This is a genomic window from Tessaracoccus sp. SD287, assembly GCF_017355265.1.
GTDB lineage: Bacteria > Actinomycetota > Actinomycetes > Propionibacteriales > Propionibacteriaceae > Aestuariimicrobium.
Genome location: NZ_JADIJQ010000029.1, coordinates 1 through 26,318, shown reverse-complemented (window position 1 = coordinate 26,318; position 26,318 = coordinate 1). Strand labels below are relative to the sequence as shown.

Here is a 26,318-nt window from a genome sequence, read left to right as displayed (position 1 = left end):
GTGGCCGACTCATGCCGATCGGCCTCGGCGGCCCTGGGCGATGGCGAAGGCGGTGGTGATCCGGCCGTACAGCAACCGTGGCCTGGCGACCTCCTGCTTGCCCCACCGCGCGAAGATCCAGCCGTCAGCCTCCATGGACTCCTGGCGGCGTTTCTCCCGCCGGAGCACGTCCATCGGTGACTCATCGCGGTGAGCCAGCTCCAGGTACTTCCCCTCGCCGTCGTACTCCCCCAGCACGCCGAGATCCGGCCAGGCGAAATCGGCGATGCCCAGCACCTCGTTCCACGCGTTGCGCACCTCGAATTGCTGCACGGGTGTGGGCAGACCCACGGTGGTGATGGCCAGCAGGCTGCGGGTCTCCATCGGGCTCTGTGACCAGGCCGAGGCGCATTCCAGGGCACGCCGGGCTCTGGTGATGCCCGTCCGTCGTTCCAGCAGGCTGATGGCCCGGATGGTGCCGGCGTCGAAGACCTCGAGGCTCCCGGCGACCCGTGCCTGCCAGCGTGCCGCCTCCCAGGAAACCAGGCCCGCCTCAAGTCCACGCAGACGGGTCAGGTCGACCACGGTCCGTGCCGGGGAGGTGAGGCGGAAGCCGTCCACCTGGGTGACCTGGTCATCAGGCAGGGGCGCACTGCGAATCTGGCGCAGTCCACGCCGCCAACTTCGCCCATCGCCATCCTCGATGACCTCGACCAGGTCGGGGACCGCACGCAGCAGGGGGAGGCCGTGGACGAGCGCGGCCGACTCCAGTGCCAGCACCTCGCCGCGGCATACCTCGGCCCTGGCCAAGTGGACGAGTTCTGCCCGGTGGTCGTCGTCGGTCGCCCACTGGTAGAAGCCTCGACTGATGCGCACGAGGTTGCCCTGGTCCACCAGGCGCACGATCATCCTGGGGCTCAGCCCCTGGGCCAACAGGTCGGTGGTGGTGAACACGTCCATGCCCACCAGACAAGCCGAATCTCGCCTTGCTCCGAGACGTGACAGGGGATCTGTGGACAACTCCGGAGTCATCCACAAGCCGCCGCGAGAGGGCACCAGGTGCACCACAAGCACGCCGTCGAAGCTGGAACGCGGCGCACCTCGCCATCTGCAACGCCACGGTGCTCCTGCATGGCTTGAAGGCGTGCACCTGCTGCTAACTACTGCAGCTGTGCGGGTTGTGCGGGTTGTGCGGGTCAGTCGTCCTCGGGCAGCACCGCGTGGCCGCCGAACTCGTTGCGCATGGCCGCGATCATCTTCATCGCCGGGGAGTCCTCCTGGCGGGACACGAAGCGCGCGAACAGGGCAGCGGTGATGGCCGGCACCGGCACCGCCAGGTCAATGGCCGACTGCACCGTCCAGCGACCCTCGCCGGAATCGTCGGCGTAGCCCTTGATGGCACTCAGGTCGGGATCCTTCTCCAGGGCATTGACCAGCAGGTCGAGCAGCCAGGAGCGGATGACGGTGCCCTCCTTCCAGGAGGTGAAGATCTCGGGCACGTCGGCGACCACCTCCTCGGCGGCCTCCAACAGCTCCCAGCCCTCGGCGTAGGCCTGCATGACGGCGTACTCGATGCCGTTGTGGACCATCTTCGAGTAGTGCCCGGCACCGTGGCCGCCGGCGTGGACGAAGCCGTACTTGCTGTCGGGCTTCAACGCGTCGAAGATCGGCTGGCAGGTCTGGACGGCATCCTGGTCCCCGCCGACCATCAGGGCGTAGCCCAGTTCCAGGCCCCAGACGCCGCCCGAGACGCCGCAGTCCAGGAACTTGATGCCTGCCTCGGCCAGCGTCGCAGCGTGCACCTTGTCATTGCTCCACTTGGAGTTGCCGCCGTCAATGACGATGTCGCCAGGCGCCAGCAGGCCCTTGAGCTCGGCCACCACGGAGTCGACGGCTGCCTCGGGCACCATCACCCAGACGATCCTCGGCGACTCGGTCAACTGGCTGACCATGTCCTGGTTCGAGGTGGAGTCGCTGATCTCTTGGTTGCGGTCGTAGCCGACCACGGTGTGGCCCTTGGCGCGCAGTCGCTCGCGCATGTTGCCGCCCATCTTGCCCAGACCGATCAGACCGAGTTCCATGTTGCGTCCTTCCGTGGACGATGTGGAGCACAAACGACGAAGGCGCCCGCAGCCTGGGCTGCGGACGCCTCCAACGATAGAGCGATGCGATCAGCTCGGCAGGCGCATCAGCATGATCACGTGGCGGTAGTCGTCGTGCTGGTCACCGTCGATGCTGTCCAGACCGGTGACCAGGCAGGGCTTGCCCGGTGCGGTGAACGAGAAGTGGACGAACGGGGCGTCGACCGCCGAGAGCGCATCGGACAGGTAGACGGGGTTGAACCCGGCCGCGGTGATCGCGAGCTCTCCCCCGGCGTGGTTCTCGACGGTGGCCTCGATGGCCTCCGAGGCGCGAGCTGTGTCGCCGGTGGCAGCCTCCAGCGCGATCTGGCCGTCACCAATGATCATCCGCAGCGGGGTGTTGCGCTCGGCCACCAGGGCGACGCGCTTGACCGCGGCAATGATCTCGGAGGTGTTGGCCCGCACGCTGACGTTCGGGGTGATGTTCATCAGGTGGCGAACCTTGGGGAACTCGCCGTCCAGCAGGCGGGTGGTGATCTGGCGGGTGCCGCCCGATCCGTCGCCCTCGAAGCCGATCAGGCCGTCGCCGAGGGACCCGGACGACAGGCTCATCGTGACCGTCTCACCGGTGGTCATGGACTTGGACGTCTCGTTGAGCACCTTCGCCGGCACCAGCGCAGCCCCCGAGGCCTGCGAGTTGCCCGGGTTCCACGACAACTCCTTCAGCGCCATGCGATAGCGGTCGGTGGCCAGCAGCGACAGCTTGTCGCCCTCAATCTCGAGCCGGACGCCGGTGAAGACGGGCAGCAGCTCGTCGCGTCCGGCGGCCACGACGACCTGGGCGACGGCCTTGGCAAAGTCGCCGGAGACCACGTTGCCGGTGGCGGCGGGCATCTCGGGCAGGTTCGGGTACTCATTGACCGGCAGCGTCTGCAGGGTGAACCGGGCCGATCCGCAGACCAGTTCGGCCCGTGACTCGTCGCTGCTGAGCTCGACCGGCTTGTTGGGCAGTGACCGGGCGATGTCGGCCAGCAGTTTGCCCGAGACCAGCGCTTCACCCTCGTCGATGACGGTGGCGGGAACGTCGATCTGCGCGGAGGTCTCGTAGTCGAAGCTGGACATGGTGACCCCGGCATCACTGGCCTTGATCAGCAGTCCGGCCAGGATCGGCACAGAGGGGCGCGTCGGCAGGCTGCGTGCCGCCCAGGCAACAGCTTCAGCCATGACGTCGCGGTCGAGGCGAATCTTCACTCGGGGTTTCTCCTCTGGTGAGACTGGAAAGTCGTCCGCACGGGAAATGGATCGCACGGTCTAATCGTTGGCAAGGGCATCATATCCATGCCATTGGCCCGGCGCGCCGCGCCTGTAGGTGGCGTCGAGAGTTCTTGTCATTTGCCTGAGCCATCCCCAGATCGGGGACCGACGTACTTGGACCAGTGAATGACATCTATCTCTTCGTACTGGTAGTCACTGCTGTGGAAACTGTGGACAACTCGTGCTTTGCCTTGTCAGCCCGCTGGACGGCTGCTCCACAGCCGCTGTGCACCGCCGGTGGATGGGCGCCTGTCGGCTGTGGACGAGAGCGGGTGCCGCACCGTTGTGCCGAGTTGTCCACAGGTTGTCCACCACGATGCTGACAACCTCTCAGGTCCTCATCCACAGGTCGTGGACAAGGGTCAAGACGCGGTCTCAGCGCTGCTGGGACTCCTGCTTGATGCGGTTGGTCAGTTCGGTGACCTGGTTGAAGACGCTGCGCCGCTCGCTCATCAACCCCTTGATCTTGCGTTCTGCGTGCATCACGGTGGTGTGGTCCTTGCCGCCGAACTGCTGGCCGATCTTCGGCAGGGACAGTTCGGTGAGCTCCCGGCACAGGTACATCGCGATCTGGCGGGCCGTGACGAGGACGTGGGTGCGGGAGGTGCCGGTGAGCTCTTCAATGCTGATCCCGAAGTACTCGGCGGTGGTGCGGATGATCAGGCCGGACTCGACAGGGGTGTCACCGCCCTGGGGAATCAGGTCCTTGAGCACCTGCTCGGCGGACTCCAGGTCGACCGACTTGCGGTTCAGCGAGGCGAAGGCGGTCACCCTGATCAGCGCACCCTCGAGTTCACGGATGTTGGTCTGGATGCGGCTGGCGATGAACTCCAGCACCTCCGGCGAGACGCTCAACCCGTCGGCTGCTGCCTTCTTCTTCAGGATCGCGATGCGGGTCTCGAGGTCGGGGGGCTGGATGTCGGTGATCAGTCCCCACTCGAAGCGGCTCCGGAGTCGGGGTTCCAGGGCCTCCAACGCCTTGGGCGGACGGTCGGAGGTCATCACGATCTGCTTTTGGGCGTTGTGCAGGGTGTTGAACGTGTGGAAGAACTCCTCCTGCGTCTGGATCTTGGACTCCAGGAACTGGATGTCGTCGATCAGCAGCACGTCCACGTCGCGGTAGGTGCGGCGGAACTTGGCGGTGCGATTCTCGGAGATGGCGTTGATGAACTCGTTGGTGAGTTCCTCGGTGCTCACGTACTTCACCCGCAGCCGGCTGTAGAAGTTGCGGACGTAGTGGCCCAGGGCGTGCAACAGGTGGGTCTTGCCCAGCCCGGAGTCGCCGTAGATCATCAGCGGGTTGTACGACTTCCCGGGGGCCTCGGCGACGGCCACGGCGGCCGCATGGGCGAACCTGTTCGAGGGGCCGATCACGAAGGTGTCAAAGGTGTACTTCGGGTTCAGGCGGCTGGCGTCGTTCTCGTTGACCTGGACCTGGCTCGCCAGTTCGCTGAGCGCCGGCGGCTCCTCGACGTCGTCGTCGTCCAGGTCGTCCTCGTCAGGGCGTTCGGGGGCCCCGAGGTTCAACTCGAGATCGGGTTCGATGGTGATGGCCAAGCGCATCGGTTTGTTGAAGATGTCCGAGAGGGACTCCTCCAGGGCGTGGCGCAGACGCGACTCGATGCGCTCGCGGGTGAACTCGTTGGGGACGGCCACCATCACGGTTGACTCGTGCACGGTCAGCGGCTTGGTGTTGCCGAGCCAGGCGCGGGTCGGGTTGTCGACCTCGCGCAGGATGTCGGCCCAGGCCGTGTCGAGGGAGACCAGTGGGGGTGCGGGAGCCTCGGAGTTGGGCAGTGCCGCCCCCGATGATGCGGGCTGTCCCATGTGCGATTCCTCCCAGACGAACCGGCACTGCCGTCCGCTCTCGATGCATGTGACCGACTCCTCGAGGTTCGCCCACTCTGTGCAGAGACAATAGTTTTCCACAGATTTGTCCCCAGCGAAACTGCTTGTGGAAAACTTGTGGGGTGAGCGCGTCGGCGCCCACCAGGGTTCGGTCGGTCGGTCGTGTGGTGTTCCCTAGGACGGTAGTGCCCGCGCGTGCGGATCAGCAAACATTTGACAGGGAAAACTCAGGAAACATCGGCGTGGCGGCTGGACTACACCGATGGCATTCGCCAAGGTGCTCGGCTCGCGGGCGTCCCGGTCGTGGTGCCTCACTGTCAAGTCCCCGCGAAAGTGGGTCCGTGCCTCACACAAGTTTTCCCCGCATGGTTCAGCTGGCTTGTAGGCGGATCCCTGAGGGGTTCGGCAGGTTTGGGCGGGCTTGTTCGGCGAGGCGGCGGGTCTTGTGTCCGGCGAGGCGGGTGAGTTCTTGTTGGAGGTGGTGGATCTGGGTGGCCATTGCGGCTGGTCTCAGGGTGGCCTTGTGGGCGCTGAGCTCACGTTGTTGGGCCGGGCTGAGGACCTCGGCGTCCAGGAGGCGTTGGTAGGGGCTGCGGGGCTTGTCGTAGAGCCGTTTGCGTCGTCCGACCTGGTCAGTGGCATATCCGATCGGTTTCTTGGTGGGGGTCAGGTAGTTCAGCCGGTCATTGACCAGCCCCCAGAGCTGGTTGAGCAGTTCCAGTTCCAGTGCGGTGTCGTAGCGGTGGTAGAACCCGTAGCGGCGCACGAGGTGGTTGTTCTTGGACTCGATGGTGGCCTGGTCGTTGCTTTTGTAGGGCCGTGACCGGGTGAAGAAGATGCTGTGGACCCCGGCCCAGCCGATCAGGCCGTGGTTGATGAACTCCGACCCGTTGTCGCAGTCGAGCCCGGTGACCATGAACGGCACCTGCTCGATGAACAGGTCGAACGCGGACAAGATGTGCACCCCGGCGTTGTTGCGGATCGCGCGGGTGAACACCCACCCGGTGTGCATGTCGGTGAAGTTCACGCTGCGCATGAACTCACCCTTCAGGGTCGGGCCGCAATGGGCGACCGTGTCGACCTCGAAGAACCCCGGCTCGGCCTCGACCTCATCACCGGCCCTGCGCACGGTGATGGAGTTCCGCAACAAGGTGCCGGGTTTGGTGGTTGATTTGCCGCGGATCGGGTCAGTGGCCCGGGCCGGGGCCAAGTAGCGATCGATCGTGGCCGCCGACATCTGCAACAGTTCGGCACGGACCTGGTCGGTGTAGCGATCGTGGCCCAAGACCAGCGCCCCTTCGGTTTCCATCGCGTCGAGCAGATCAGGCAACGACACCTGCAGGTACTTCCCGCAGGAGCCGCCCGAGGCGGCCCAGACCTGCTGCAGGACCCTCACCGAGTCGTAGGTGTACTTGCGGGGTTTGGTGCGTCGTCGGTCGATCACTGCGACCGTGGCTTGGGCGCGGCCCATGGGCTGGGCCAGCCGGCGACGAAGTTGCTGACGGGCATGGTCGCGGTTCCAGCCGGTCACCTGCACGACCTGGTCCAGGATCAGGCCCTTGTCGAGCTTCGAGGCCTTCGCATACGCCGCCGCGTACTTCTTCGTGATCTCCACCCGTGCCGACAACGACAAATCCTTCACACTCACACCCCATCGTGACCGGCCCACCCCGTTCGCGGGGAGAAGTACGTGAGGCACGGGCCCTGACCACGCGGGGACTTCACGTGAGTCTCGTCGCCGGTTTGGCACTGCGGGGCAGAATTGCGTATCGTTGCCAAGTCACCGCTTGTCGGTGTCCACTTCCCTGTGCCCTTGCGGCAGCCCAGACCTCTGGGCCGTCGGTCTGGGTGCTCATCCTGACGAACTAGACGGAGATTTGCCGTGACCAAGCGCACGTTCCAGCCCAGCAACCGGCGTCGCAGCCGTACCCATGGCTTCCGCACCCGCATGCGCACCCGCGCTGGCCGCTCCATCCTGGCTGCCCGCCGTCGCAAGGGTCGCTCGGAACTGTCGGCCTGACGAGATCTGGATGCTGCCCGCGTCCTCGCGGTTGACGGTGGCGGCCGACTTTCGTGCCACCACCCGACGCGGTGTCCGAGCAGCCCGTCCCACACTTGTCGTGCACGCACGGCTGTTGGACCAGAGCCCCCCGAGTTCTCAGGATTCCTCGCCGGAAACCTGCGCACCCCGGGTGGGCTTTGTTGTGTCCAAGGCCGTGGGGAATGCCGTGACACGCAACCGGGTCAAGCGTCGGCTCCGGCACCTGGTGGCGCCACTCCTGACGAGTTTTCCACAAGATGTCCACATGGTCGTCCGGGCGCTGCCCGCGGCGGCCACCGACCCAGGACGTCTCGAGCCCGACCTGCACGGTGCCGTGCGCTCGGTGCTGCAACGCCTGACACCAGAACGTCGCGACCCAGCATGAGGAGCCTGCGCCGGTTTCGTCCGCTGACCTGGCTGATGATCGGTTTCGTCAAACTGTGGCGGGCGGTCATTTCGCCGCTGTACGGCGACGTCTGCAAGTATTACCCCAGTTGTTCGGCCTACGGCTTGGAGTCACTCCAGGTCCATGGAGCGTTCCGCGGTTCCGCCCTCACCGTCTGGCGGATCCTGCGTTGCAACCCCTGGTCCCATGGTGGCTACGACCCGGTGCCGGGCACCCAGGCGGCGCTCGACTGGGAAGAAGAGCGGCGCCACCACCAGACCTACCCGGCAGATCACGTTGCCGGGCCCGATCACCAACCACGAGGTGAGCAGTGAACATTGTCGCGATGCAGTCCCTGTGGGACAGCTTTCAAGGCTTGTTGTCCTCCATGATCCAGCCGGTCTACTGGGCCCTGTCCGGGCTGCTGTACCTCTTCCACTCCATGTGGACCCCGGTATTCGGCTTCGACTCGGGCGTCACCTGGGTGCTGGCCATCGTCACCCTGGTGATCGCGATCCGCATCCTGCTGATTCCGCTGTTCGTCAAGCAGATCAACACCTCGCGCAACATGCAGCTGGTCCAGCCGAAGATTCGCGCGCTGCAGGAGAAGTACGCCGGCGACCGCGAGAAGCTCGGCATGGAGACGCAGAAGTTGATGGCCGAGGAGGGCGTCAACCCCTTGGCGTCCTGTCTGCCCCTGTTGTTGCAGATGCCCATCTTCCTGTCGTTGTTCCGCGTGCTCGAGGGCGCCGCCCGGGGCATCCCGCGCGGCACCTTCTTCCGCGAGAACCCCGATCTGCTGGCGTCGCTGCAGAACGCCAGCTTCCTGGGCGCGGAACTCTCGGGCAGGGCCTGGCCGTTCACCAACGGCTTCGGTGCCACCCAGATCCTGGCCATCCTGCTGATCATCGGCATGACGGCCGTGCTGTTCGTCACCCAACTCCAGCTGATGCGCAAGAACATGCCGCCGGAGGCCCTGACCGGCCCGATGGCCCAACAGCAGAAGATGATGCTGTACCTGTTCCCGTTCATGTACGCCGTGGGCGGCGCCTGGATCCCTGTCGGTGTGCTCGTCTACTGGTTCACCACCAACCTGTGGACGCTGGCCCAGCAGTACTTCCTGATCCACAACAACCCCACGCCCGGAACTCCCGCGCACGTCGACTGGCAGGAGCGGATGCGCGCCAAGGGCAAGGACCCCGACGAGATCGAGCGCGAACGCCGGGCCAAGTTGCGAGGCAAGGCGAAGGCCACCCCCGTCAGCACCATCACCACGGCTGATGGCGAGACCAAGGCCACGGTGGCGCGCCAGGGCAGTGCTCGCAGCGTGGTCAAGACCGACGCCAGCGGCACCAAGCAGGTCGTCACCCGCCAGCAGCCGGCGCGCCAGACGCGCGCTGCGCGCAAGAAGCAGTGACCAACCCTTCCACGACCCATTGGCCGCTCGGCGGCCCCCTGCGATCCCAGGAGCAGAACAGTGACTGACAGCACCTTTGTGACCCCCGAGGAAGCCGCGTCCGCGGAGGACGCCGCCATCGAGGGCGGGCCGACCGAGACCCCGGAAGCGGCCCCGGTCGTCGAGGCAGGCGTGGACGCCGAGGCAGGCGGGGATGCTGGGGCAGCAGCCCCGCAGCCCACTCCCCCGGCAGCCTCCGACCAGGACGTTCCCGAGGATGAGTCCGACGATGAATCTGACGAGGACGATGAGGACGACGCGGCCGATGACGCCGACGCGGACGCGGCCGATGACGCCGCGGACGGGGACGACCGGCCAGCCAGTCGTCTGGAGGTCGAGGGCGACATTGCCGCCGACTACCTCGAGGAATTGCTGGACATCGCCGACCTGGACGGCGACATTGACACCTACGTCGAGGGTGGCCGCGCCCAGGTCTCGATCGTCACCGAGGGTGACCAGTTGGTGGGCAAGAACGGCGAGGTGCTCGACGCGCTGCAGGAGTTGGCTCGGCTGGTCGTGATGACCGAGACCGACCATCGATCGCGCTTGATGCTCGACATCGCCGGGCACCGCGATCGTCGCCGCAGTGAGTTGACCATCCTGGCGAAGGACGCGATCGCCGAGGTCAAGCAGAGCGGCGAGGCGGTGCGGTTGGCACCCATGAACCCCTTCGAACGCAAGATCATCCACGACCTGGTGGCCGAGGCAGGTCTGGTCTCGGAGTCCGAGGGCGTGGAGCCCAAGCGTCGCGTGGTCATCCTGCCGTGAGCCAGCACAGTGCTGCATCCGAGCCGTCGTCGACCCAGGTCGGCGGCGGCTCTGCTGCTTCTGCCAACCCGGAGACCAGCGACGACGCCGGCGCCAAGACCATTGCCAAGGCAGTGTTTGACGGTTCGTTCAAGACGATAGAACGATATGTCGACATATTGACAGGCCGTGGTGTCGAGTGGGGTCTCATCGGCCCTCGGGAACCCGCACGCATCTGGGGCCGACACATCCTGAACTGTGCCTCACTGTCAGGCCTGCTCCCCCACGGGTCGACCGTGATGGACATTGGTTCGGGGGCCGGACTGCCGGGCATCCCCTTGGCGGTCCTCCGGCCCGACCTGGAGATGGTGCTCGTGGAGTCATTGCAGAGGCGCGCCACCTTCCTCGACCTCGCCGTGGACGAACTGGGTCTGGCCGACCGGGTCACGGTGGTCCGCGGGCGTGCCGAGGACCAGTCGATGGCGGTGGACGTGGTGACCTGCCGGGCGGTGGCCCCCCTGGAGAAGCTCCTGAAGTGGACGGCCAACCACTTCCTTCCGGACGGCGCCCTGGTGGCCCTCAAAGGGGCATCAGCCAACGACGACCTGGCGGCGGCAGGGCGGGAGTTGGCCCGGCGGCGGTTGACCGGCACCGTGGTCACGGTGCGCGCCGATCAGCGCGCGGAACCGACCCAGGCCATCGTGGTGCGGAAGATCTGACGGCGCACCCGCCGTGGAGTGACGGGCCGAGTGGCGATGCCCGATAGGCTGGCCGACGTACTTGGATCTCTTGCTGAGGAGTTGTATGGCCACGTCGGTTGAGCCTGATGTTTCACGTGAAACGGGGGACCCCGTCCCCCGACCCCGGCGCGCCTACTATGCCACCAGCGAGGAGCCCCTCGCCGACCCGCCAGAACCTGAGGGCGTTTCACGTGAAACGGAACTCCCACTGACACTCCCCCGCCCGCTGGCGACCCGCATCATCGTGGTCGCCAACCAGAAGGGCGGCGTCGGCAAGACGACCAGCACGGTCAACCTCGCCGGCGCGCTGGCACTCGGTGGTCTGAAGGTTCTGGTGGTGGACGTCGACCCCCAGGGCAATGCCTCCACGGCGCTCGGCGTGGACCACAACCAGGGCACCGAGGGCACCTACGAGGTGCTCATCGAAGGCGCGTCCATCCATGACGTCGCCGTGCCCTCCCCCGAACCCGGGGACCTGTGGGTCGTGCCCGCCACCATCGACCTGGCTGCGGCCGAGATCGAACTCGTCTCGTTGATGGGACGGGAACGCCGACTGGACAAGGCGATCCAGCGCTACATCCGGCAACACGACGTCGACTACATCTTCTTCGACTGTCCCCCGTCCCTGGGCCTGCTGACCTTGAACGCGTTGGTCGCGGCCACCGACATCCTCGTTCCCATCCAGTGCGAGTACTACGCCCTGGAGGGCGTCACCCAGTTGATGAGGACCATCACCATGGTCAAGGGCGAGCTGAACAGCTCCCTGAAACTCGGCACCGTCCTGTTGACGATGTACGACAAGCGCAACAACCTCTCACGCGAAGTCGCCGACCAGGTGCGTGAACACTTCAGTCGTGAAACCCTGCAGACCGTGATCCCTCGCTCGGTGCGGGTGTCCGAAGCCCCGAGTTACGGCTCGACCGTGTTGAGCTATGACGCGAAATCAGCCGGCGCAGTGGCATATCGCGAGGCAGCCCATGAGATGGCACGACGAGACGCAGGAGAGAAGTAATGGCGAAGCACAGCGGCCTGGGCCGTGGCCTGGGTGAACTGTTCCGTCCCACCGACACGGAGACGATGACGCCGGCGCCGACACACGCGTCGCAGCCCGACGAGCCGGTCACCACGTCGCGGGCGCTGGAGGACGGCTCTCGTTACGGCGAACTGCCAGTCGTCGCGATCGTGCCCAACGCGCGGCAACCGCGACAGGTTTTTGAGCCAGAGGCCCTGGCGGAGCTCTCGGACTCCATCAAGGAGGTCGGCCTGCTGCAGCCCATCGTGGTGCGACAGGCGGGGGAGTCCTACGAGTTGATCATGGGCGAGCGCCGCCTGCGCGCCGCCACCCAGGCGGGGCTCACCCACATCCCGGCGATCATCCGGGGCACGGACGACACCGACATGTTGCGCGATGCGCTGCTGGAGAACCTGCACCGTGCGCAGCTCAACCCGCTGGAGGAAGCCGCCGCCTACCAGCAGTTGCTGGACGACTTCGGGTGCACCCAGGAACAGTTGTCGACCCGCATCAAGAGGTCACGTCCACAGATTTCCAACACGCTGCGGTTGATGAAGCTGCCGGCACCGGTCCAGCGACGGGTCGCAGCAGGCGTGCTGTCGGCCGGACATGCCCGCGCCCTGCTGGGGCTGAGTGACCCCGTCGACCAGGAGCGTCTGGCCCAGCGCATCGTCGCCGAGGGATTGTCCGTGCGCAGCACCGAGGAACTGGTGTCGGTGCATGGGAGCCAACCCGCCGAGCGACGCCGCAGGACACCACGTCCGCCGTCGGAGCGCGCGCTTCAGGTGCAGGAGGAGCTCACCGACCACTTCGACACGAAGGTCAAGGTCAGCATGGGGCGCAACAAGGGCCGGATCGTCATCGAGTTCGGCGACCACGAGGACCTCGGGAGAGTCCTGCGCATCATTGATCCATCGATCTAGAGATATGCCGACTCATCAATTTGTCGACATAAAGACTAGTCGCTGGTCGACACCACGTGCTGCCGAAGGCGTTCCCGGACGTTCCTGGTGGCGAAGTGCTCCGCCACGAAGGACAGGAAGGGCACGGTGCCGGCCAGCGCGATCAATGCCAGGCGGCCCCATGACCAGTGCACCCGTCGACCAAGATCAACAGCGGTGATGATCAAGATCATGTACAGCCAGCCGTGGGGGACACCCGTCCAGGTGACCACCACCCCGTTGTTCCAGATGTACTTCAATGGCATGCCGACGCAGACCAGCACCACCAGCAGGACACCCACGACATAGGCCATCACCCGGTAGCGGACCAGGGCCGCCGTGATGCCCTTGACCTCCTCGGGCAGGATCGCGTCCTCATCGCTGAGCGCCAGCAGTTCTTCGTCGCTCAACTGGTCGATCCCGGTCGGCACGGCGGGGTCGGCGGCGGTGGGTCGGGGGGCGTCATGGGTCACCCCCGCAGTCTATCGAGGAACGAAAAGGGCCTCACCCCGCTGGGTGAGACCCTGGTGCACCAGTCAGGAGCCGGTGTGGTCGCCGGTCGCCCGGCCCGCTCGGGCTCGTGCCTCGGCGATCGCCCGGGCCCTGGCGGCGCGCTTCTGGTCGCGCGCCGGCTTGCCGATCTGACGCGCCCAGACCACCGACATGGCCAGTCCGAACGCAGCGAAGACCCACCACTGCAGGGCGTAGCCGGCATTGCGCTGGCTGCCCTCGCCCTCCGGCAGGACGACCTCGGCAGGACTCATTGACTGCGCTGCCGAATCATCGTCTGACAAGGTCATGAACCCGTTGAGCAGGGGAGCGGGCCACTCCTGGGCCAGACGTTCCAGTTTGACGGTTGGGATCACCGGCCGCGGCAGTCCCGGCCCCATGGTGGTGTGGAAGTCCTTCTCCGAGGGCATCACCAGGCCGCTCTGGGTCAGGGTGCCGGTGGGGGCGGGGGCCGGGGTCTGGCCCTCAGCGACCTGGCCGCGCACAATCGCGACGATCTGCCCGGTGGAGGTCTTAAAGGCGGTCACCACCCGCAGCGGCGGCGTGCTGCCCACGTAGTACTGCCACTCCGGCAGGTACTGGCCGGTGACCGTGATCGGACGCCCGTACAGACCGGCGACGGTGTCGCCGTCGGCGTTCGCCGGCAGGTCGACAGCGGGCAGTTGCGCGCGCTCAAGGGTCGCCTGCTGCCCCTGGCTGCGGAAGGTGCTCGCCTGCCACATGCCGAGCAGCACCATGACGCCGGCGATCACCACCCCCAACGTCAGGACAGCCCCCTGCTTGAACTTGATCATGGTTTGTGGGTGGCCTCGATCACCAGGGCACTCACCGCCTCGCCGAGGTCGAGCCCGGCAGCCTCCATGGCCAGCGGCACCAGCGAGGTCTCGGTCATGCCGGGGGCGACGTTGGCCTCGATGAAGACCGGTTGACCGTCGCGGATGATGATGTCCATGCGGGAGACACCCGACAACTGCAGCGCCCGGTGGGCGGTCAGCGCCATCTCCGCGCAAGCAGCCGACACCTCGTCGGACACCTCGGCCGGGGTGACGAACCGGGTGGCGCCCGCGGTGTAGCGGGCGGTGTAGTCGTAGACCCCGGAGTCCGGGCGAATCTCCACCGCGGGCAGCGCCCGGGCCTCGTCACCGGTGCCCAGCACCGCGACGGCGACCTCGGTGCCCTCGATGAACTCCTCGACCACGGCCTCGTCACCGTAGGCATAGGCCGAGACCATCGCCGAGGGCAGGTCCTCGGCACGGTCGACCTTGGTACAGCCCAGGGCCGATCCGCTGCGGGTCGGCTTGACCATCACCGGGTAGCCCATCGTCACGCTGATCGCCTCGACCAGGCTCGGGGCACCGAGCTCGCGGAACACCTCGGCGGGCAGGACCACCTGGCGGGGGGTTCGGATGCCGTGTGCGGCCAGCAGCGGGGTGGCGATCGACTTGTCGAAGGCCAGCCGGGAGGCGGCGCCCGACGAGCCGACGAAACAGGTGCTCAGCAACTGGAAGACCTCGCGCAATGCGCCGTTCTCGCCCACTCCGCCGTGCAGCAACGAGACCACGACGGCGTCGCGGTTCTGGCTCAACATGGCGATCAGGCCGGCGTTGACGTCACTCTCGATCACCTCGTGGCCAGCGTCCACGAGGGCATTGGCGACGCGTCGCCCCGAACGGATGGACACGTCACGCTCGTGGGACAGGCCCCCCGAGAGCACGATGACCCGGGGCAGTCGCGACGCCCCCACCGCTGCGGCTGGCCGCGTGGACGGGCCCTGGTCGGCCTGGGCGTGGTCGGCCCGGGTGTGGTCGGCGTGCGTCTGGTCGGGCATGGCCGCTCCTTCCTGTTCCTGCATCGAAGACTCCGTGTCGCTCAGAAGACGTCCGAGGCGGGCACGCCCCGGTCGAGGTGCTTGCGTTCGGCCCCGCGCAGCCCGAAGGTGTCGCGCAGTTCCAGTTCCTGGCGCATCACCGAGGCCAGTCGCCGGACACCTTCGCGGATGTTCGCAGGCGTGGGGTAGCAGTAGGACAGTCGCAGGTGGCTGCTGCCGAAGCCGTCGGCATAGAAGGCGGTGCCCGGCACGAACGCCACCCGGCCGCTGATGCCGCGTGGCAGCATCGACTGGGAGTCCAGGCCCTCGGGCAGGGTCACCCAGACGAAGAAGCCGCCGCCCGGTCGCGTCCAGGTGGTGCCCTCGGGCATGTACTCGTCGAGCGCGTCGAGCATCGCGTCGCGCCGTTGGCGGTACATGTCGCGGAAGGCCACGATCTGACCCTTCCAGTCGTGCTGTTCCAGGTAGGCAGAGACGGCGTACTGGCTGAACACCGGCGGTGAGAGCACCGCGGATTCCTGGGCGAGCAACAACTTCTCGCGGACCGCGTGGGGTGCCAGTACCCAGCCGACCCGGAACCCGGGGGCGAAGGTCTTCGAGAACGACCCCAGGTAGATGACCCGTTCGGCATCCATCGACCGCATCGCCGGCATCGGGTCGCCGTCCAGGGTGAGCAGGCCGTAGGGGTTGTCCTCCACGATCAGCAGGTCGAGTTCACGGCACGTCTCGACCAGTTCCCGACGTCGCGCCAGGCTCTGGGAGATGCCCGACGGATTGTTGAAGTTGGGAATGGTGTACAGGAACTTCGCGCGCTTGCCAGCCGCCCTGACCGCCGCCACACCGGCGCGCAGGGCGTCGGGACGCAGGCCCTGGTCGTCCATGCCGACGTGGACGATCTCGGCCTGGTAGCTGGCAAAGGTGCCCAGTGCCCCCACGTAGCTGGGCGCCTCGGCCATGATCACGTCGCCGGGGTCGCAGAAGATGCGGGTGACCAGGTCGAGCGCCTGCTGGGAGCCGACGGTGACCACGACGTCGTCGGGGTGCGCGCTGATGCCCTCGAGTTCCATCACCTCGCAGATGTGTTCGCGCATGAAGGGTTCACCCTGGCCCGAGCCGTACTGCATGGCCATCGCCCCCGAGCTCATCACCACCGAGTTCATTGCCTCGGCGACCACGTTGAGGGGCAGGTCGACGATGTTGGGCATGCCGCCGGCCAGCGAGACGATCTCGGGCCGCGCGGCCACCGAGAACAGTGAGCGGACCGCCGAGGCCGTGAGCGCGTTGGCGCGTTCGGCGTAGTGGTCGACGTATCGGTCGAGACGGGTGTCGAAACGCTGGCCGGTGGCCCGGGCGACCGCTGCGGCGTCGGACGCTGCTGCAGCGTTGGCGCGGGTGAGGTCAGTCGGGGCATCGTCGCTGGGAGTCGTTTCGAACTGGGTCACCCCCCAATACTGCCGCATGGGGTGGGAGTTCATAGGATGGGACCAGCCGACGCCGAGAGGGGGGTCCGCCATGTTCGGTGTGCCACGGGTGCGCCCGCTGAGGCGCTCAGAGCTGGCGGGGTTGCCGCCCTGCCCGGACTGCGGCTTCAGGGCAGACCCCGACCAGGTGTGGGCGCGCGACGCCCAGCAGGAGTGGGGGATGGTGGGCGTCGAGTTCGGGTCACCCACCGGGGTCCCGGCCTACGCCCTGGTGGCGCTGCCGACGTCGCTTCCCGGCGATCATCCCCTGTTCGGCCAGAAGCAGTGCCCAGGGACCGCGATTCTGCTGGCGGCCCACGTCGAGGGGGATGGTGGACTGCGTCAGCGGGGGCTGTCGCGGCTGGTGGTCACCTCGCTGGTCGGGAGGCTGTCCGGCCAGGTGCGGGCGATCGAGGCGGCCGGCGCCAGGGTGCACCCCACGTGTCAGGCACCGTCCTCGCAGTGGTTGGCCGACCTGGGTTTCCGCCCGGCACCGGGCATGGAGTGGCTGCCGGCAGGGGCCCGGCGGATGCGGCTGGACCTGCACACGACGGTGGCCTGGAAGGTGCCGTGGGCGCGGGCGCTGCGCCGGGTCGGGGCGACTAGCCGGCTAGCTGGGTGGCGGCCTGTTGGGTGATCACCATCAGATCGGCGCGCGAAATGTCGACGGTGGACAGCACCAGGATGCCGGTGTTGTCGCGAATCAGTGAGCAGCCGTCGTTCTGGTTGTCGCCGGAGATGCCGCACAGGCCGTCGTCGACCTCGGCGATGGCATTCATGTTCAGGTCGCGCATGAACTCCCGACCGTCACCATAGGGACGGCCCAGCAGCAGCACGAAGGCCGGTTGCCCACCCTTGGCGTAGGTGGCCGAGATGGTCACCTTGCCGTCGGCGCCGGTATTGGGGGTGTTGCCCTGGTTGGCGTCGCGGGAGTAGTCACCGATCTCGAGGGGTAGCACCATCTCGAAGGGGGGACGGGTGGCCAACTGGGTCTGCGTGGTGACCGTGTCGGGCTGGGAGCGGGCGTAGACCCAACCGAAACCCGCGGCCAGGCCCACCAGGAGCAGCGAGACGATGGCGGCGATCACGAGCGGACGGGTCCGGCTCGGCGTCGGGTCGGCAGCGCGGGCCGGGCCCCGACGTCGGCGCCGCTCACGCACCAGCCCGTCGGTGGGCGTGACCTGGGCGGGCGACGGCGAGGCCGGGCTGGCCACGTGGTGCCAACCGCCTGCGTCCCCGGTCGTCGGATCCACGTCGTCGCCAGTAGCCATCAGCAGCTCAGAGGTACTCGGCGAGCGCCTTGGTCAGGGCGGCCTTGGACTTGGCGCCGGTCAGCTGGGTGACCACCTCGCCGTCGACGTAGATCTGCAGGGTCGGCAGGCTCATGATGCCGCGGGCCGCTGGCACCGCGGTGTTCTCGTTGGTGTCCATCTTGGCGAAGACCACCTTGTCGGCGTGCTGGGCGGCCAGTTCCTCGATGATCGGGGCGATCTGCTTGCACGGTGAGCACCAGTCGGCCCAGTAGTCGACCAGCACCGGCTTGGACGACTGCAGCACGACCTGGTCAAAGGTGGCGTCGGTGACCTCAACAACGTTCGACATGGGGTGTCCTTTCGTCAGTTCAATACTGACAGGTGATGGATGGGGATGGCCCGGCCGGCCCTGATCAGGCGACGACGACCTGCCCGGTGACGGGGTCGGGGGTCTGGGCGCTGGTGACATGCGAGTCGGCCTGGGTCGCCAGGAAGCGTTCGGCGTCCAGGGCGGCCTGGCAGCCGGTGCCGGCCGCGGTGATGGCCTGACGGTAGGTGTGGTCGACCAGGTCACCACAGGCGAAGACGCCGGACAGGTTGGTGCGGGTGCTGGGGTGCTCGACCAGCACGTAGCCGTCGTCGTCCAGGTCGACCTGGCCCACGAACAGTTCGCTGCGGGGGTCGTGACCGATCGCCACGAACAGGCCGTCAGCCTCGATGACGCGTTCCTGGCCCGTGACCGAGTCCAGCACCCGAATCCCCTCGAGCTTGGTCTCACCGTCCAGGCCCACGATCTGGGAGTTCCAGGCCATGGTGATCTTGGGGTCGTCGGCGACACGGTCGGCCATGATCTTGGAGGCTCGCAGCTCGTCGCGACGATGGATCATGGTCAGGTTCTTGGCGAAGCGGGTCAGGAAGGTGGCCTCCTCGGCGGCGGAGTCGCCACCGCCGACCACGGCGACGTTCTTGTCCCGGAAGAAGAAACCGTCGCAGGTGGCGCACCACGACACGCCGCGACCCGAGAGACGGTCCTCGTCCGGAAGGCCCAGGCGGCGGTATCCCGATCCGGTGGCCAGGATGACCGCGCGAGCGCGGTACTCGACGCCCTCGGAGTCGGTGACGACCTTGATCTCGCCGACGAGGTCGACCGCGGTGATGTCGTCGGTGATGATCTCCGCCCCGAAGCGCAACGCCTGCTCGCGCATCTGGTCCATCAACTCCGGGCCCATGATCCCGTCCTTGAACCCGGGGAAGTTCTCGACCTCGGTGGTGTTCATCAGGGCGCCACCGGCCTCCAGCGCGCCCTCGAAGACGAGCGGACGCAGCATGGCGCGCGCGGTGTAGACGGCGGCGGTGTAGCCGGCCGGGCCGGAGCCGATGATGATGACGTCGCGGATGTCGTCGGACATGACCTGTCTTTCGATCGTGGAAGGGCGTCGCCGAGTCTAGTCGGCGACGGGCGCGGGGTGGAACGCGGGCGTTGGGTGGAACGTGGGGCACCGGCCGGGCATTCCCGGCGGGCCAGTCGTTGCACACCTGCCCACGACGTCGGCGCCGGACGCAAGAATGGGGTCATGCGACAGGTACAGATCGACCGGTTCGGCACTGCCGACGAGCTCCACGTCACTGAGGTCCCCGTCCCGGTGCCCGGGCCCGGGCAGGTGTTGGTCCGCGTCCAGGCCGCCGCCACCAACCCGGTGGACTACAAGATGCGCGACGGGTCGTCGGGTGCGGTGAAGAACCTCACCGACGCCGATTTCCCGCTGGTGCTCGGACGCGAGGCCGCCGGCATCGTCGACGCGCTCGGTGAGGGTGTCACCCGCCTGGCGGTGGGCGACCTCGTCTTCGGGATGCTGCCGTTCGCACCGGGGGTGCCCGGCTGCTACGCCGAATACGTCGTCTTCCCCGAGTCCAGCCTGTCGGCTGCACCGGCCGGCACCGACGTCACGGCCTTGGCCGGGCTTGCCCTGGCCGGGTCGACGGCGTGGGTGGCGGTCCACGAGCAGGCCAGGGTGGGTGCCGGTGAGAAGGTGCTCGTCCACGGCGGGGCCGGGGGAGTGGGCCAGCTCATGGTGCAACTGTGCCGCGATGCCGGCGCCGAGGTCTGGGCGACCGCCTCGACCCGCAACCAGGATCGGCTGCGGGAACTGGGCGCCACCCCCATCGACTACACCACCACCGACTTCCGCCAGGCCAGCCCCAAGCTGGACGTGGTGCTGGACGCGGTCTACTTCGACACCTTTGTGCCGTCCCTTGACCATCTGGTCGAGGGCGGCCGGATCGTGGTGCTGCCGACCTTGGCCGACATCGGGCCGGCGGTCGACCGGGGGATCGAGGTGCACATCCCGTCGATCCATCCGCTGCCCGACGAGCTGGCCGAGCTGGCCCGACGCCTGGCCGCCGGCACCCTGTCCCTGGAAGTCTCGCGGGTGCTGCCACTGGAGCGGGCCGCCGACGCCCACCGGGAACTGGAATCCGGTCACGCGCGCGGCAAGATCGTCCTGGACCCCAACCCCCTGCTGGGCACGGCCGACTGATTCAGAAGACCCACTGGCGGGGATGGGGGCGCTCGAAGTTGCCCTGGGCCTGGTACAGCTCCACCGACTCGCGCAACGCTCGCAGGAAGTAGGGCGGGAACTCCATCCCGTTCTGGTTGGCCCACAGCAACTTCGCCTCCAGCCGACCAATCTCCTTGGCGTAGACCTCCATCTCATCGGCGATGCCCAGTTCGGTGGCCACGCCGCCGAAGTGCGCCTGGTAGGTCTTGAGGTAGTCGACGCCGACCATGGTGAAGGTCTTGCTGCGCAGCAGCCGCGTCACGTAGAGCTGCCAGGGGGCCAGGACGCCGTCCTGGATCATCTTCTCGGCCGACATGCGGTAGAAGGCGAAGTGGCCGGGCTCCTGGCGTTTGATGGGCGCAATGATCGTCTGGCTGATCGCCCGCTCGCCCATCGCGTCCAGTCCCCGGGTGATCGAGGAGTAGGCGAGCACGGCCTGGCGTTCGGTGGAGGCCCCGGTCAGGTAGTAGAGCATGCGCGAGATGTCATGAATGGGCTGCCAATGGGCCAGCGCCCCCAACAGCTTCATCCGCAGCGGGATGGTCTCGAAGGGTTCGGCTGCCGGCATGCCCAGATCGGTCTGCAACTGGTCGAGGATCCGACCGTGGGCCAGTTCCTGGTCGGCCCAGACATCGCGGTAGAAGGTGGTGTCGACCTCGGAGGCCTGCGGCAGGATCGTCAGGATTTCGAGGACGTTGCGCTCGACCTCGAGCTCGACCCGGGCCAGGTAGTCGATGCTGCCGGCGAACCGGTCCCTGACCAGGGCCGGGTTCACGATGTGACGATCGACCGAGGAGATTTCGATCGGGGGGTGGTCGGCGCCGAGTCTGAGCACGAAGTCCATCAAGGACCGGTCGGTTATCAGCTTCGCCACCAGACGATCCTATGTGGGAGTTCGCCGGCTCAGCGTTGCGCGCCCACGAACTGGAGTTCGTGGGACAGGTAGGACGGCAGGGCCGCCTCGGTGTTCATGGCCTCGACCCAGCGACGACGGGTGATCCGGTCGATGCGACCGTCGGCCACCTGCAGGATGCGCACCGCGTGGGAGTACTCGTCGAACCAGCCGGCGCGCGCCAGGACGATCATCGCGTTCGCGGCCACCTCGTACATGAGCGAGGGCCAGTAGCTGCGATCCACCCCACCGGTCAGGGCGCGTCGGTCGAGCAACTCCTGCCACAGCTCGTCCAGCGCGGTCACGGCAGTGGTGGGGGCGCTGGTGGTGCTGCGGGGCCATTCCAGCGGTGTCCAGCGCAGGTACAGATCCCAGTCGACCCCGGTGTCGTCGTAGCGGGCTTGGGCGTCAGCCAGGTGGGCGGCGTGGTCGTGGACGCGGTAGATGGTGGGCACCAACCGCTGGGCGGCCGCGTCGGTGACCAGTGCCAACCCCAGGATCTGGTCGGTGGGGGTGTCGGAGAGCAACCGGACGAACGACTGGCGGACCAGCTTTGCCACCTGCAGCAGGCGTGAGTCGAAGAAGTCGGCGGTCTGGAGGCTGAGCGACACGGCTGGCTCCTGGGGGTGTCGGGTCGTGGGGAGTCGGCTCCACGTTACTCGTCGGGGGTCGTGCCCACCCAGACCTCGAGGCTCGGCTCAGCCAAGCCGTCCAGCAGGCCGGCGGCCAGGCGGATGCCAGGGTGTCGGTAACGGTTGCCGAGCTCGGCGCCGGTCACCTCGCGGCCGTCCAGGGTCACGCGTCGCACCCCGTGCCCCCCGGCGCCCACGTGGTAGCGCACCCGCAGCCAGCCGCCGGGGATGGGTACCCGCGCCCTCAGACCGTCCAGGGTGGCCGGCAGCACGGGGTCGATCTCCAGGCCCGCGGCGCGCTGCCGCAGTCCCAGCATGTCCTCGGTGAGCAGGCGCAGCAGCAGTCCGGGCCCCGACGAGTAGACCCGCCAGCCGCCCTCGAAGCAGAAGTGCGGGTCGCGCAGCGCCTCGGGGTTGGCCAGCGCCTGGTAGCGGTCGGCGAAGGCGGCATCCGAGCTGGAGTAGTAGCAGTTCGCCTGCCGCGGTGCCGCCCCCGGCACCCGCTCACCCAGACCCACGGGCATGATCTTGAGCAGTTCATCCCACATATTTTCGGCCAGGCCCAGCGTGGCCAGGGCCTGCACCCAGCGGATGTGGGCGTGGGTGTACATCAGCCCGACCTCCCGACCCCAGAAGGTGGCTGCCTCGGCCCGCTGGAACGAGTGCAGCGTGCCGCCGGAGTAGGACACCGGCGCATCGAACAGGTACACGCCGGTGGGGCCGAGCAGATGCCGCTCGATCAGGTCGAGGTGGTGCTTGGCTTCGGCAGGGGTGAGCAGTTGGCTGGCGATCGAGTGGATCATCTGCAGGACGCCATGGCGCAGACCGGTGCTCCGGTCACGGGGATGCACCACGTGTTCGACGTCCTGGCCGCGGATGATGGCGTAGCCGGCCAGTTCGCCGTCGACCAGCAGCACCTCACGCAGGGCCTGCTCGGTCATGGCGGCGACCGTGCGCAACCGGTCTGCCTGCTGCGGCCACGGTCCGTCCAGACCCTCGGCCAGGATGCGCAGGGAGTGGATCTCCAGCCAGGTCGTCCACGTCGAGCACATGTCCTGGGCCAGTTCCGGACGGGCCGGTTGCAGCGAGTCGTTCCAGTCGCCATGGCCGTAGGCGGGCAGCCGCGGGTCGTCGGTGCGGCGTGCCAGCAGCCTGGTCAGGGCCCGCTCGACGTGCGACCGGACGGGTGCGGGCGCACCGTAGGCACTAAGCCCGACCCAGCGCACGGGTTCGTCCAGGATGGTGTCGTCGCCGGTGGCCAGCAGGTACTCACCCAGGGCCAGCAGCGGCCAGTAGACGACGTCGCCGTGGGACTCCCGATGACCTGGGGTGGCGTGGGTGGCCAGGTACTCGAACCACTGCGGCCAGTCACCGTCGTCCTGCTGGTTGGCGAAGACCTTCAGCAGGGTGTCACGCAGCGCGGCGTGCTCACCGCCCACCAGCAGCAGCCCGACCGGACCCTGGCAGACGTCGCGGGTGCCCCACGCGCCGCCGGTGAACTGTTCCAGCCCTCGCGGTGCCCGGTAGTGGACTTCGGCGTCGTGGGCGAGCCACTCCAGGGCATCGAGGACGGCGGCCACGTCCTGGTCGGGCAGGTCAAGGTCGAAGCGTGGCAGCCGCCACTGGTGGGTCGAGGGGTCCTCGGCGACAGCGGGCACGGTGAGCCGAAGGTCGAGGTGTCCCTCGGCACGCACAGTGCGAAGCTGCAGTCCGCGGGAGTGGCCGTCGGCGAAGGCCGGGCCGTCATCACCCACGGGTGCCCCCGACAGCATCAGAGCATCGACCGGCCCGGGCACCAGCACCATGATCGGCTGGTCGGATTCGATGGCGAGCTGCGCCTGGGCGGTGGACAGCAGGCGGGTGGTCACCTCAATGCGTCGCCCGTCGTGCAGGTAGAGCCAGCGGGCGCTGTCACGGGCCGTGCTCCACAGGGAGGGCCGGGAGAGCAGTGTCCAGTGACCGGGACCGCCGACCAGCACCCGAATGCCGCCTGCCTCACCGAGCCCCAAGTAGGACCGCTGCCGGTCGACGACCGGGGCCGCGTTGACGTGGCCGCTGGTCAGTTGCGAGCAGAACACCCCTGACATCCAGACCGTCGAGGTGAGCCCCCGCTCGTCGGCGACCGCGGTGGGGGTGCGATGCAGCACCGAGCCGTGGGGTCGCAGCACCCGAGCCTGCTTGGCTCCGCTGACCACGTGCTCGTCGCCGACGAAGCACGACTGGAAGGCCCCCTCGTGGGTCTCGACCAGGCGCTGCTCCCCGGGGGCGAAGTCGGCCAGCAGGTCGGGCCCGGCGGGCTCCGCGTCGAGGTGGGAGGCCGGGCTGAACACGGTCGGGGTGCAGGGCGTGGCGTCGGCCAATTCGCTGTCGGCCGCCGACGGGTCGCCCCAGTCGATCGTGCTGAGTCGCCCCCGGACTCGCTCGACGTCGGCCGCGCTGGTGGCGTCGGGATGGTCGGCCTCGACCAGGCCCCAGAACACTCCCGTCCAGGTCTGCCCCGGAGCCAACGTCCTGGCGGGGGTCTGCAGCGCCGCCAGGGTGTGTTCGTGCTGCCACCGGGTGCTGGGCAGGTCGAGGGTGGGGTCGAGTCCGGCGCCGCGGCGCCGGTCCAGCAGTTGCCGCGCATCGGTGGCCCACCCGGCGGTGCCGACGCTGGACCCCAGCGCCAACCACGGCTGCCGGGCGCCCGGCATGTTCTGGCGCACGCACAGCAGCGTGGAGCCGTCGAGGTCCAACGGGGTCAGGTCGAGGTACTGGGACACGTAGTACTCGTTGCGGGCCACCGCGTCCGCCGCCGTCAGGGCGACGTCCTGGGTGAAGAGCAGGTCGACCTCACAGGCACGGTCATCGGTGTTCGTGATCGTCCAGTGCCAGCCGTACGCCCCGGCCCCGGCGGGGGCTTCGAAGCGGACCACCGCCGTCACGCCTCGCTGACCCGGGGAGCTTCGGGCCTCGGAGGCCACCACCCCGTGACTGGTGGCCCGGCCCGGGGTGTCCGGCCCGAAGAGGGGATGGGCGGTGGTCACCGAACCCCGCAACCGCAACCAGACCCGACACGGGCCCGCCTCGAGTTCGGTCGCCGGGTACTGCAGCAGGCTGAGCCCGTCGGCGTCCAGACGCGAAGGGGCGCCGGTCGAGGTGAAGTCGGCAGTGATGGTGGGCACCGTCACGATGGTCTCCTGGGGTGGGACGAGAGGGTTGGCAGGGTCAGCCGCGAGCGCTGAAGACTTCGGGCCCGATCACCGGGGCCAGTTTCGCGTGGACGAGGTCGGTGGCGAACCACGACTTGACCCGGTTGTTCAACACCACGTTCCCCACCGACCCCATCACCATGGCCTGGTCGAGCGACAGGTGCCGGTGGGCGACCGCCCCGGAACGGACCGCGATGGCGTCGTGGAAGCCGCCGGGGCCATAGCAGTCGAAGTTCTTCTCCAGCCGCTGCAGGTTCTGGATGGCCTGCTTGGGTTCGTGCATCATGGCCAAGAAGGCGGCGTGCGGGGTGACGACACCGTCGCCGTAGCTGGTCGGCGGATTGTCGTAGTGGTAGTCGGTCTTCTCCTTGTCCGAGAAGTAGCCCTCAGGGTTCAGGCCCAGGGCGTCCACCCCGTACTCGCGGTAGCCGGCGAAGGGGTCGGAGGCGGGGGAGAAGCCCCAGTAGCCATAGCCCGCCTCGATGAGTCCGTGTTCACGTTGGGCGCGCACGTGCAGGGGATGGTTGACCCCCCAGCTTCGCGGCGCCCAGGCCGACTCGGGGACGAACATGTCGGGCATCAGTTCCTCGAACATCGAGCCACCCCACCCGGGCACCACCTGCATGCCGCGGTAGGTGTGGGCACCCTCGAAGACCTCGACCCCCAGGTAGGTGTGGAACTCACCGACCGGCGGCATCTCGGGCCAGGTCCAGTCCGGCGGGAAGGTGCGGAAGGTCGCGTAGTAGGCGCCGCCGGGGATCTGGTCGCGGATGATGCCCAGGTAGGTGACCATCCTGGCCTCGGAGACGCAGGTGTCGTAGTGGTGGCTGGCGGTGTACCAGAGCGAGGGGCCGCCGACACCGTTCAGGGGCTCGCGCAGCACCACGTCGGGGTTGACGCCGCCGCCCTTGGGGTCCTCGGTGTAGAAGCCGCCGTAGTTGGCCCCCGGCTGACGCCAGAAGTCGCGGTCGAAGAACACGTCCCACCGCATGGGGGTGAACAGGGCCAGGGCAGCCGACCGGTTCGCCGGGTCACCGTTGGCCACCAGCCACAGGGCGGCACCCAGCCAGCCCATGTCCACGCTCGAGACGAACGGGACGACCACGTCCCCGCTGTCCGGCCAGATGCGCAACACCTCGCCGGTGGCCTCGTCGTACCAGTTGTAGTACATGCCCGAGTGCTCGTGGCGGTCCATCCTGGCCAGGGTGGTCAGCGTGGTGCGGATGCGCGCCGAGCAGTCGGCGGGGCTGATGATGCCCAGGTCGCGGGCGACCATGGCGCTCCACAGGTAGCCGCCGATGTTGGTCGGGGAGGTGTAGCCCGAGCGGGTGGACAGGTCGGCGCCGATGTTGTCGGCGACCAGACCGGTGAGGGGGTCGGTCATCGCGTCCAGGGAGCGCCAGGTGTCGGTGGCCCAGCGCTTGAGGTCCTTGCGGACGATGCCGGGCGG

General features: G+C 67.8%; 26 protein-coding genes. 10 read left to right on the top strand and 16 right to left on the bottom strand.

Annotation, left to right across the window (positions count from 1 at the left end; all coding sequences use genetic code 11):
- Nucleotides 1–9: 9 nt before the first annotated feature.
- From IPV09_RS11285 to IPV09_RS11265, 5 genes are all read right to left on the bottom strand, one after another.
- On the bottom strand, nt 10–939 hold the full coding sequence (locus IPV09_RS11285) for a type IV toxin-antitoxin system AbiEi family antitoxin domain-containing protein (RefSeq protein WP_207475350.1): 930 nt from the start codon (nt 937–939) through the stop codon (nt 10–12).
- Nucleotides 940–1,175: 236 nt separating this feature from the next.
- The gene (gene gnd, locus IPV09_RS11280) at nt 1,176–2,060 is read right to left on the bottom strand and encodes a phosphogluconate dehydrogenase (NAD(+)-dependent, decarboxylating) (protein WP_207475349.1); all 885 of its coding nucleotides are present in this window, start codon (nt 2,058–2,060) and stop codon (nt 1,176–1,178) included.
- A 90-nt stretch (nt 2,061–2,150) separates the two neighbouring features.
- Nucleotides 2,151–3,311, bottom strand: coding sequence for a DNA polymerase III subunit beta (gene dnaN / locus IPV09_RS11275; RefSeq protein ID WP_207475348.1), 1,161 nt, complete (start codon nt 3,309–3,311; stop codon nt 2,151–2,153).
- Between the two features lie 438 nt (nt 3,312–3,749).
- The gene (gene dnaA, locus IPV09_RS11270; protein WP_207475347.1) at nt 3,750–5,201 is read right to left on the bottom strand and encodes a chromosomal replication initiator protein DnaA; all 1,452 of its coding nucleotides are present in this window, start codon (nt 5,199–5,201) and stop codon (nt 3,750–3,752) included.
- A gap of 391 nt (nt 5,202–5,592) precedes the next feature.
- Nucleotides 5,593–6,870, bottom strand: a complete 1,278-nt coding sequence (locus tag IPV09_RS11265) for a DDE-type integrase/transposase/recombinase (RefSeq protein WP_207475346.1) — start codon at nt 6,868–6,870, stop codon at nt 5,593–5,595.
- A 234-nt stretch (nt 6,871–7,104) separates the two neighbouring features.
- On the opposite strand from IPV09_RS11265, the gene rpmH reads away from it, so the two are divergent.
- From rpmH to IPV09_RS11225, 8 genes are all read left to right on the top strand, one after another.
- A complete protein-coding gene (rpmH, locus tag IPV09_RS11260) occupies nt 7,105–7,242 on the top strand; it encodes a 50S ribosomal protein L34 (RefSeq protein ID WP_207475345.1) in 138 nt (45 codons plus the stop codon).
- Between the two features lie 10 nt (nt 7,243–7,252).
- A complete protein-coding gene (rnpA, locus tag IPV09_RS11255; RefSeq protein WP_207475344.1) occupies nt 7,253–7,648 on the top strand; it encodes a ribonuclease P protein component in 396 nt (131 codons plus the stop codon).
- Nucleotides 7,645–7,983, top strand: a complete 339-nt coding sequence (gene yidD / locus IPV09_RS11250) for a membrane protein insertion efficiency factor YidD (protein ID WP_207475343.1) — start codon at nt 7,645–7,647, stop codon at nt 7,981–7,983. The genes rnpA and yidD overlap by 4 nt, the downstream gene beginning before the upstream one ends.
- 11 nt (nt 7,984–7,994) lie before the next feature.
- A complete protein-coding gene (yidC, locus tag IPV09_RS11245; protein WP_207475365.1) occupies nt 7,995–9,065 on the top strand; it encodes a membrane protein insertase YidC in 1,071 nt (356 codons plus the stop codon).
- A gap of 366 nt (nt 9,066–9,431) precedes the next feature.
- The gene (locus IPV09_RS11240) at nt 9,432–9,872 is read left to right on the top strand and encodes a R3H domain-containing nucleic acid-binding protein (RefSeq protein ID WP_242681540.1); all 441 of its coding nucleotides are present in this window, start codon (nt 9,432–9,434) and stop codon (nt 9,870–9,872) included.
- 101 nt (nt 9,873–9,973) lie between these two features.
- Complete coding sequence (gene rsmG / locus IPV09_RS11235; protein WP_370590301.1) at nt 9,974–10,570, top strand: 16S rRNA (guanine(527)-N(7))-methyltransferase RsmG; 597 nt, start codon at nt 9,974–9,976, stop codon at nt 10,568–10,570.
- An 85-nt stretch (nt 10,571–10,655) separates the two neighbouring features.
- Entirely contained in the window at nt 10,656–11,603 is a 948-nt protein-coding gene (locus IPV09_RS11230; protein ID WP_207475341.1) for a ParA family protein, read from the top strand.
- Nucleotides 11,603–12,526 carry a ParB/RepB/Spo0J family partition protein gene (locus IPV09_RS11225; protein WP_207475340.1) on the top strand — a complete coding sequence of 308 codons (924 nt, stop codon included), beginning with the start codon at nt 11,603–11,605 and terminating at the stop codon, nt 12,524–12,526. Before IPV09_RS11230 ends, IPV09_RS11225 begins: the two co-directional genes overlap by 1 nt.
- Nucleotides 12,527–12,561: 35 nt before the next feature.
- Here the strand turns inward: IPV09_RS11225 and IPV09_RS11220 are convergent, their stop codons facing one another.
- The 4 genes from IPV09_RS11220 to IPV09_RS11205 form a co-directional block, all read right to left on the bottom strand.
- Nucleotides 12,562–13,017, bottom strand: coding sequence for a DUF3817 domain-containing protein (locus tag IPV09_RS11220; RefSeq protein WP_370590298.1), 456 nt, complete (start codon nt 13,015–13,017; stop codon nt 12,562–12,564).
- Nucleotides 13,018–13,080: 63 nt separating this feature from the next.
- On the bottom strand, nt 13,081–13,848 hold the full coding sequence (locus IPV09_RS11215) for an SURF1 family protein (RefSeq protein ID WP_207475339.1): 768 nt from the start codon (nt 13,846–13,848) through the stop codon (nt 13,081–13,083).
- Complete coding sequence (locus IPV09_RS11210) at nt 13,845–14,882, bottom strand: D-alanine--D-alanine ligase (protein WP_207475338.1); 1,038 nt, start codon at nt 14,880–14,882, stop codon at nt 13,845–13,847. The genes IPV09_RS11215 and IPV09_RS11210 overlap by 4 nt, the downstream gene beginning before the upstream one ends.
- Before the next feature lie 41 nt (nt 14,883–14,923).
- Nucleotides 14,924–16,324, bottom strand: a complete 1,401-nt coding sequence (locus IPV09_RS11205) for a PLP-dependent aminotransferase family protein (RefSeq protein WP_370590297.1) — start codon at nt 16,322–16,324, stop codon at nt 14,924–14,926.
- Between the two features lie 70 nt (nt 16,325–16,394).
- Between IPV09_RS11205 and IPV09_RS11200 the strand changes: the two genes are divergently transcribed.
- Complete coding sequence (locus IPV09_RS11200; RefSeq protein WP_207475336.1) at nt 16,395–16,979, top strand: hypothetical protein; 585 nt, start codon at nt 16,395–16,397, stop codon at nt 16,977–16,979.
- On the opposite strand, the gene IPV09_RS11195 is transcribed toward IPV09_RS11200, so the two are convergent.
- From IPV09_RS11195 to trxB, 3 genes are all read right to left on the bottom strand, one after another.
- Complete coding sequence (locus tag IPV09_RS11195; RefSeq protein WP_207475335.1) at nt 16,945–17,613, bottom strand: hypothetical protein; 669 nt, start codon at nt 17,611–17,613, stop codon at nt 16,945–16,947. The genes IPV09_RS11200 and IPV09_RS11195 overlap by 35 nt on opposite strands.
- A gap of 7 nt (nt 17,614–17,620) precedes the next feature.
- On the bottom strand, nt 17,621–17,944 hold the full coding sequence (gene trxA, locus IPV09_RS11190; protein ID WP_207475334.1) for a thioredoxin: 324 nt from the start codon (nt 17,942–17,944) through the stop codon (nt 17,621–17,623).
- A 64-nt stretch (nt 17,945–18,008) separates the two neighbouring features.
- A complete protein-coding gene (gene trxB / locus IPV09_RS11185; RefSeq protein ID WP_207475333.1) occupies nt 18,009–19,004 on the bottom strand; it encodes a thioredoxin-disulfide reductase in 996 nt (331 codons plus the stop codon).
- A 165-nt stretch (nt 19,005–19,169) separates the two neighbouring features.
- Between trxB and IPV09_RS11180 the strand changes: the two genes are divergently transcribed.
- On the top strand, nt 19,170–20,132 hold the full coding sequence (locus IPV09_RS11180; protein WP_207475332.1) for an NADP-dependent oxidoreductase: 963 nt from the start codon (nt 19,170–19,172) through the stop codon (nt 20,130–20,132).
- 1 nt (nt 20,133) lies between these two features.
- Here IPV09_RS11180 and IPV09_RS11175 read toward each other — a convergent pair whose 3' ends face one another.
- The 4 genes from IPV09_RS11175 to IPV09_RS11160 all read right to left on the bottom strand — a co-directional run.
- Complete coding sequence (locus IPV09_RS11175; protein WP_370590296.1) at nt 20,134–21,027, bottom strand: GTP-binding protein LepA; 894 nt, start codon at nt 21,025–21,027, stop codon at nt 20,134–20,136.
- Between the two features lie 29 nt (nt 21,028–21,056).
- Nucleotides 21,057–21,656 (bottom strand): DUF4303 domain-containing protein, encoded by a 600-nt coding sequence (locus IPV09_RS11170; protein WP_207475331.1) that lies wholly within the window; start codon nt 21,654–21,656, stop codon nt 21,057–21,059.
- A gap of 44 nt (nt 21,657–21,700) precedes the next feature.
- Complete coding sequence (locus IPV09_RS11165; RefSeq protein ID WP_207475330.1) at nt 21,701–24,847, bottom strand: GH36-type glycosyl hydrolase domain-containing protein; 3,147 nt, start codon at nt 24,845–24,847, stop codon at nt 21,701–21,703.
- 37 nt (nt 24,848–24,884) lie between these two features.
- On the bottom strand, nt 24,885–26,318 hold a 1,434-nt coding region (locus IPV09_RS11160; RefSeq protein ID WP_207475329.1), incomplete at its 5' end, for a glucoamylase family protein.

Coding starts and splice junctions, on each gene's coding strand:
- IPV09_RS11285 (WP_207475350.1), bottom strand. CDS start 939: ATGGACGTGTTCACCACCACCGACCTGTTGGCCCAGGGGCTGAGCCCC.
- gnd (WP_207475349.1), bottom strand. CDS start 2,060: ATGGAACTCGGTCTGATCGGTCTGGGCAAGATGGGCGGCAACATGCGC.
- dnaA (WP_207475347.1), bottom strand. CDS start 5,201: ATGGGACAGCCCGCATCATCGGGGGCGGCACTGCCCAACTCCGAGGCT.
- rnpA (WP_207475344.1), top strand. CDS start 7,253: ATGCTGCCCGCGTCCTCGCGGTTGACGGTGGCGGCCGACTTTCGTGCC.
- yidD (WP_207475343.1), top strand. CDS start 7,645: ATGAGGAGCCTGCGCCGGTTTCGTCCGCTGACCTGGCTGATGATCGGT.
- yidC (WP_207475365.1), top strand. CDS start 7,995: ATGCAGTCCCTGTGGGACAGCTTTCAAGGCTTGTTGTCCTCCATGATC.
- IPV09_RS11230 (WP_207475341.1), top strand. CDS start 10,656: ATGGCCACGTCGGTTGAGCCTGATGTTTCACGTGAAACGGGGGACCCC.
- IPV09_RS11225 (WP_207475340.1), top strand. CDS start 11,603: ATGGCGAAGCACAGCGGCCTGGGCCGTGGCCTGGGTGAACTGTTCCGT.
- IPV09_RS11215 (WP_207475339.1), bottom strand. CDS start 13,848: ATGATCAAGTTCAAGCAGGGGGCTGTCCTGACGTTGGGGGTGGTGATC.
- IPV09_RS11210 (WP_207475338.1), bottom strand. CDS start 14,882: ATGCCCGACCAGACGCACGCCGACCACACCCGGGCCGACCACGCCCAG.
- IPV09_RS11200 (WP_207475336.1), top strand. CDS start 16,395: ATGTTCGGTGTGCCACGGGTGCGCCCGCTGAGGCGCTCAGAGCTGGCG.
- IPV09_RS11195 (WP_207475335.1), bottom strand. CDS start 17,613: ATGGCTACTGGCGACGACGTGGATCCGACGACCGGGGACGCAGGCGGT.
- trxA (WP_207475334.1), bottom strand. CDS start 17,944: ATGTCGAACGTTGTTGAGGTCACCGACGCCACCTTTGACCAGGTCGTG.
- trxB (WP_207475333.1), bottom strand. CDS start 19,004: ATGTCCGACGACATCCGCGACGTCATCATCATCGGCTCCGGCCCGGCC.
- IPV09_RS11180 (WP_207475332.1), top strand. CDS start 19,170: ATGCGACAGGTACAGATCGACCGGTTCGGCACTGCCGACGAGCTCCAC.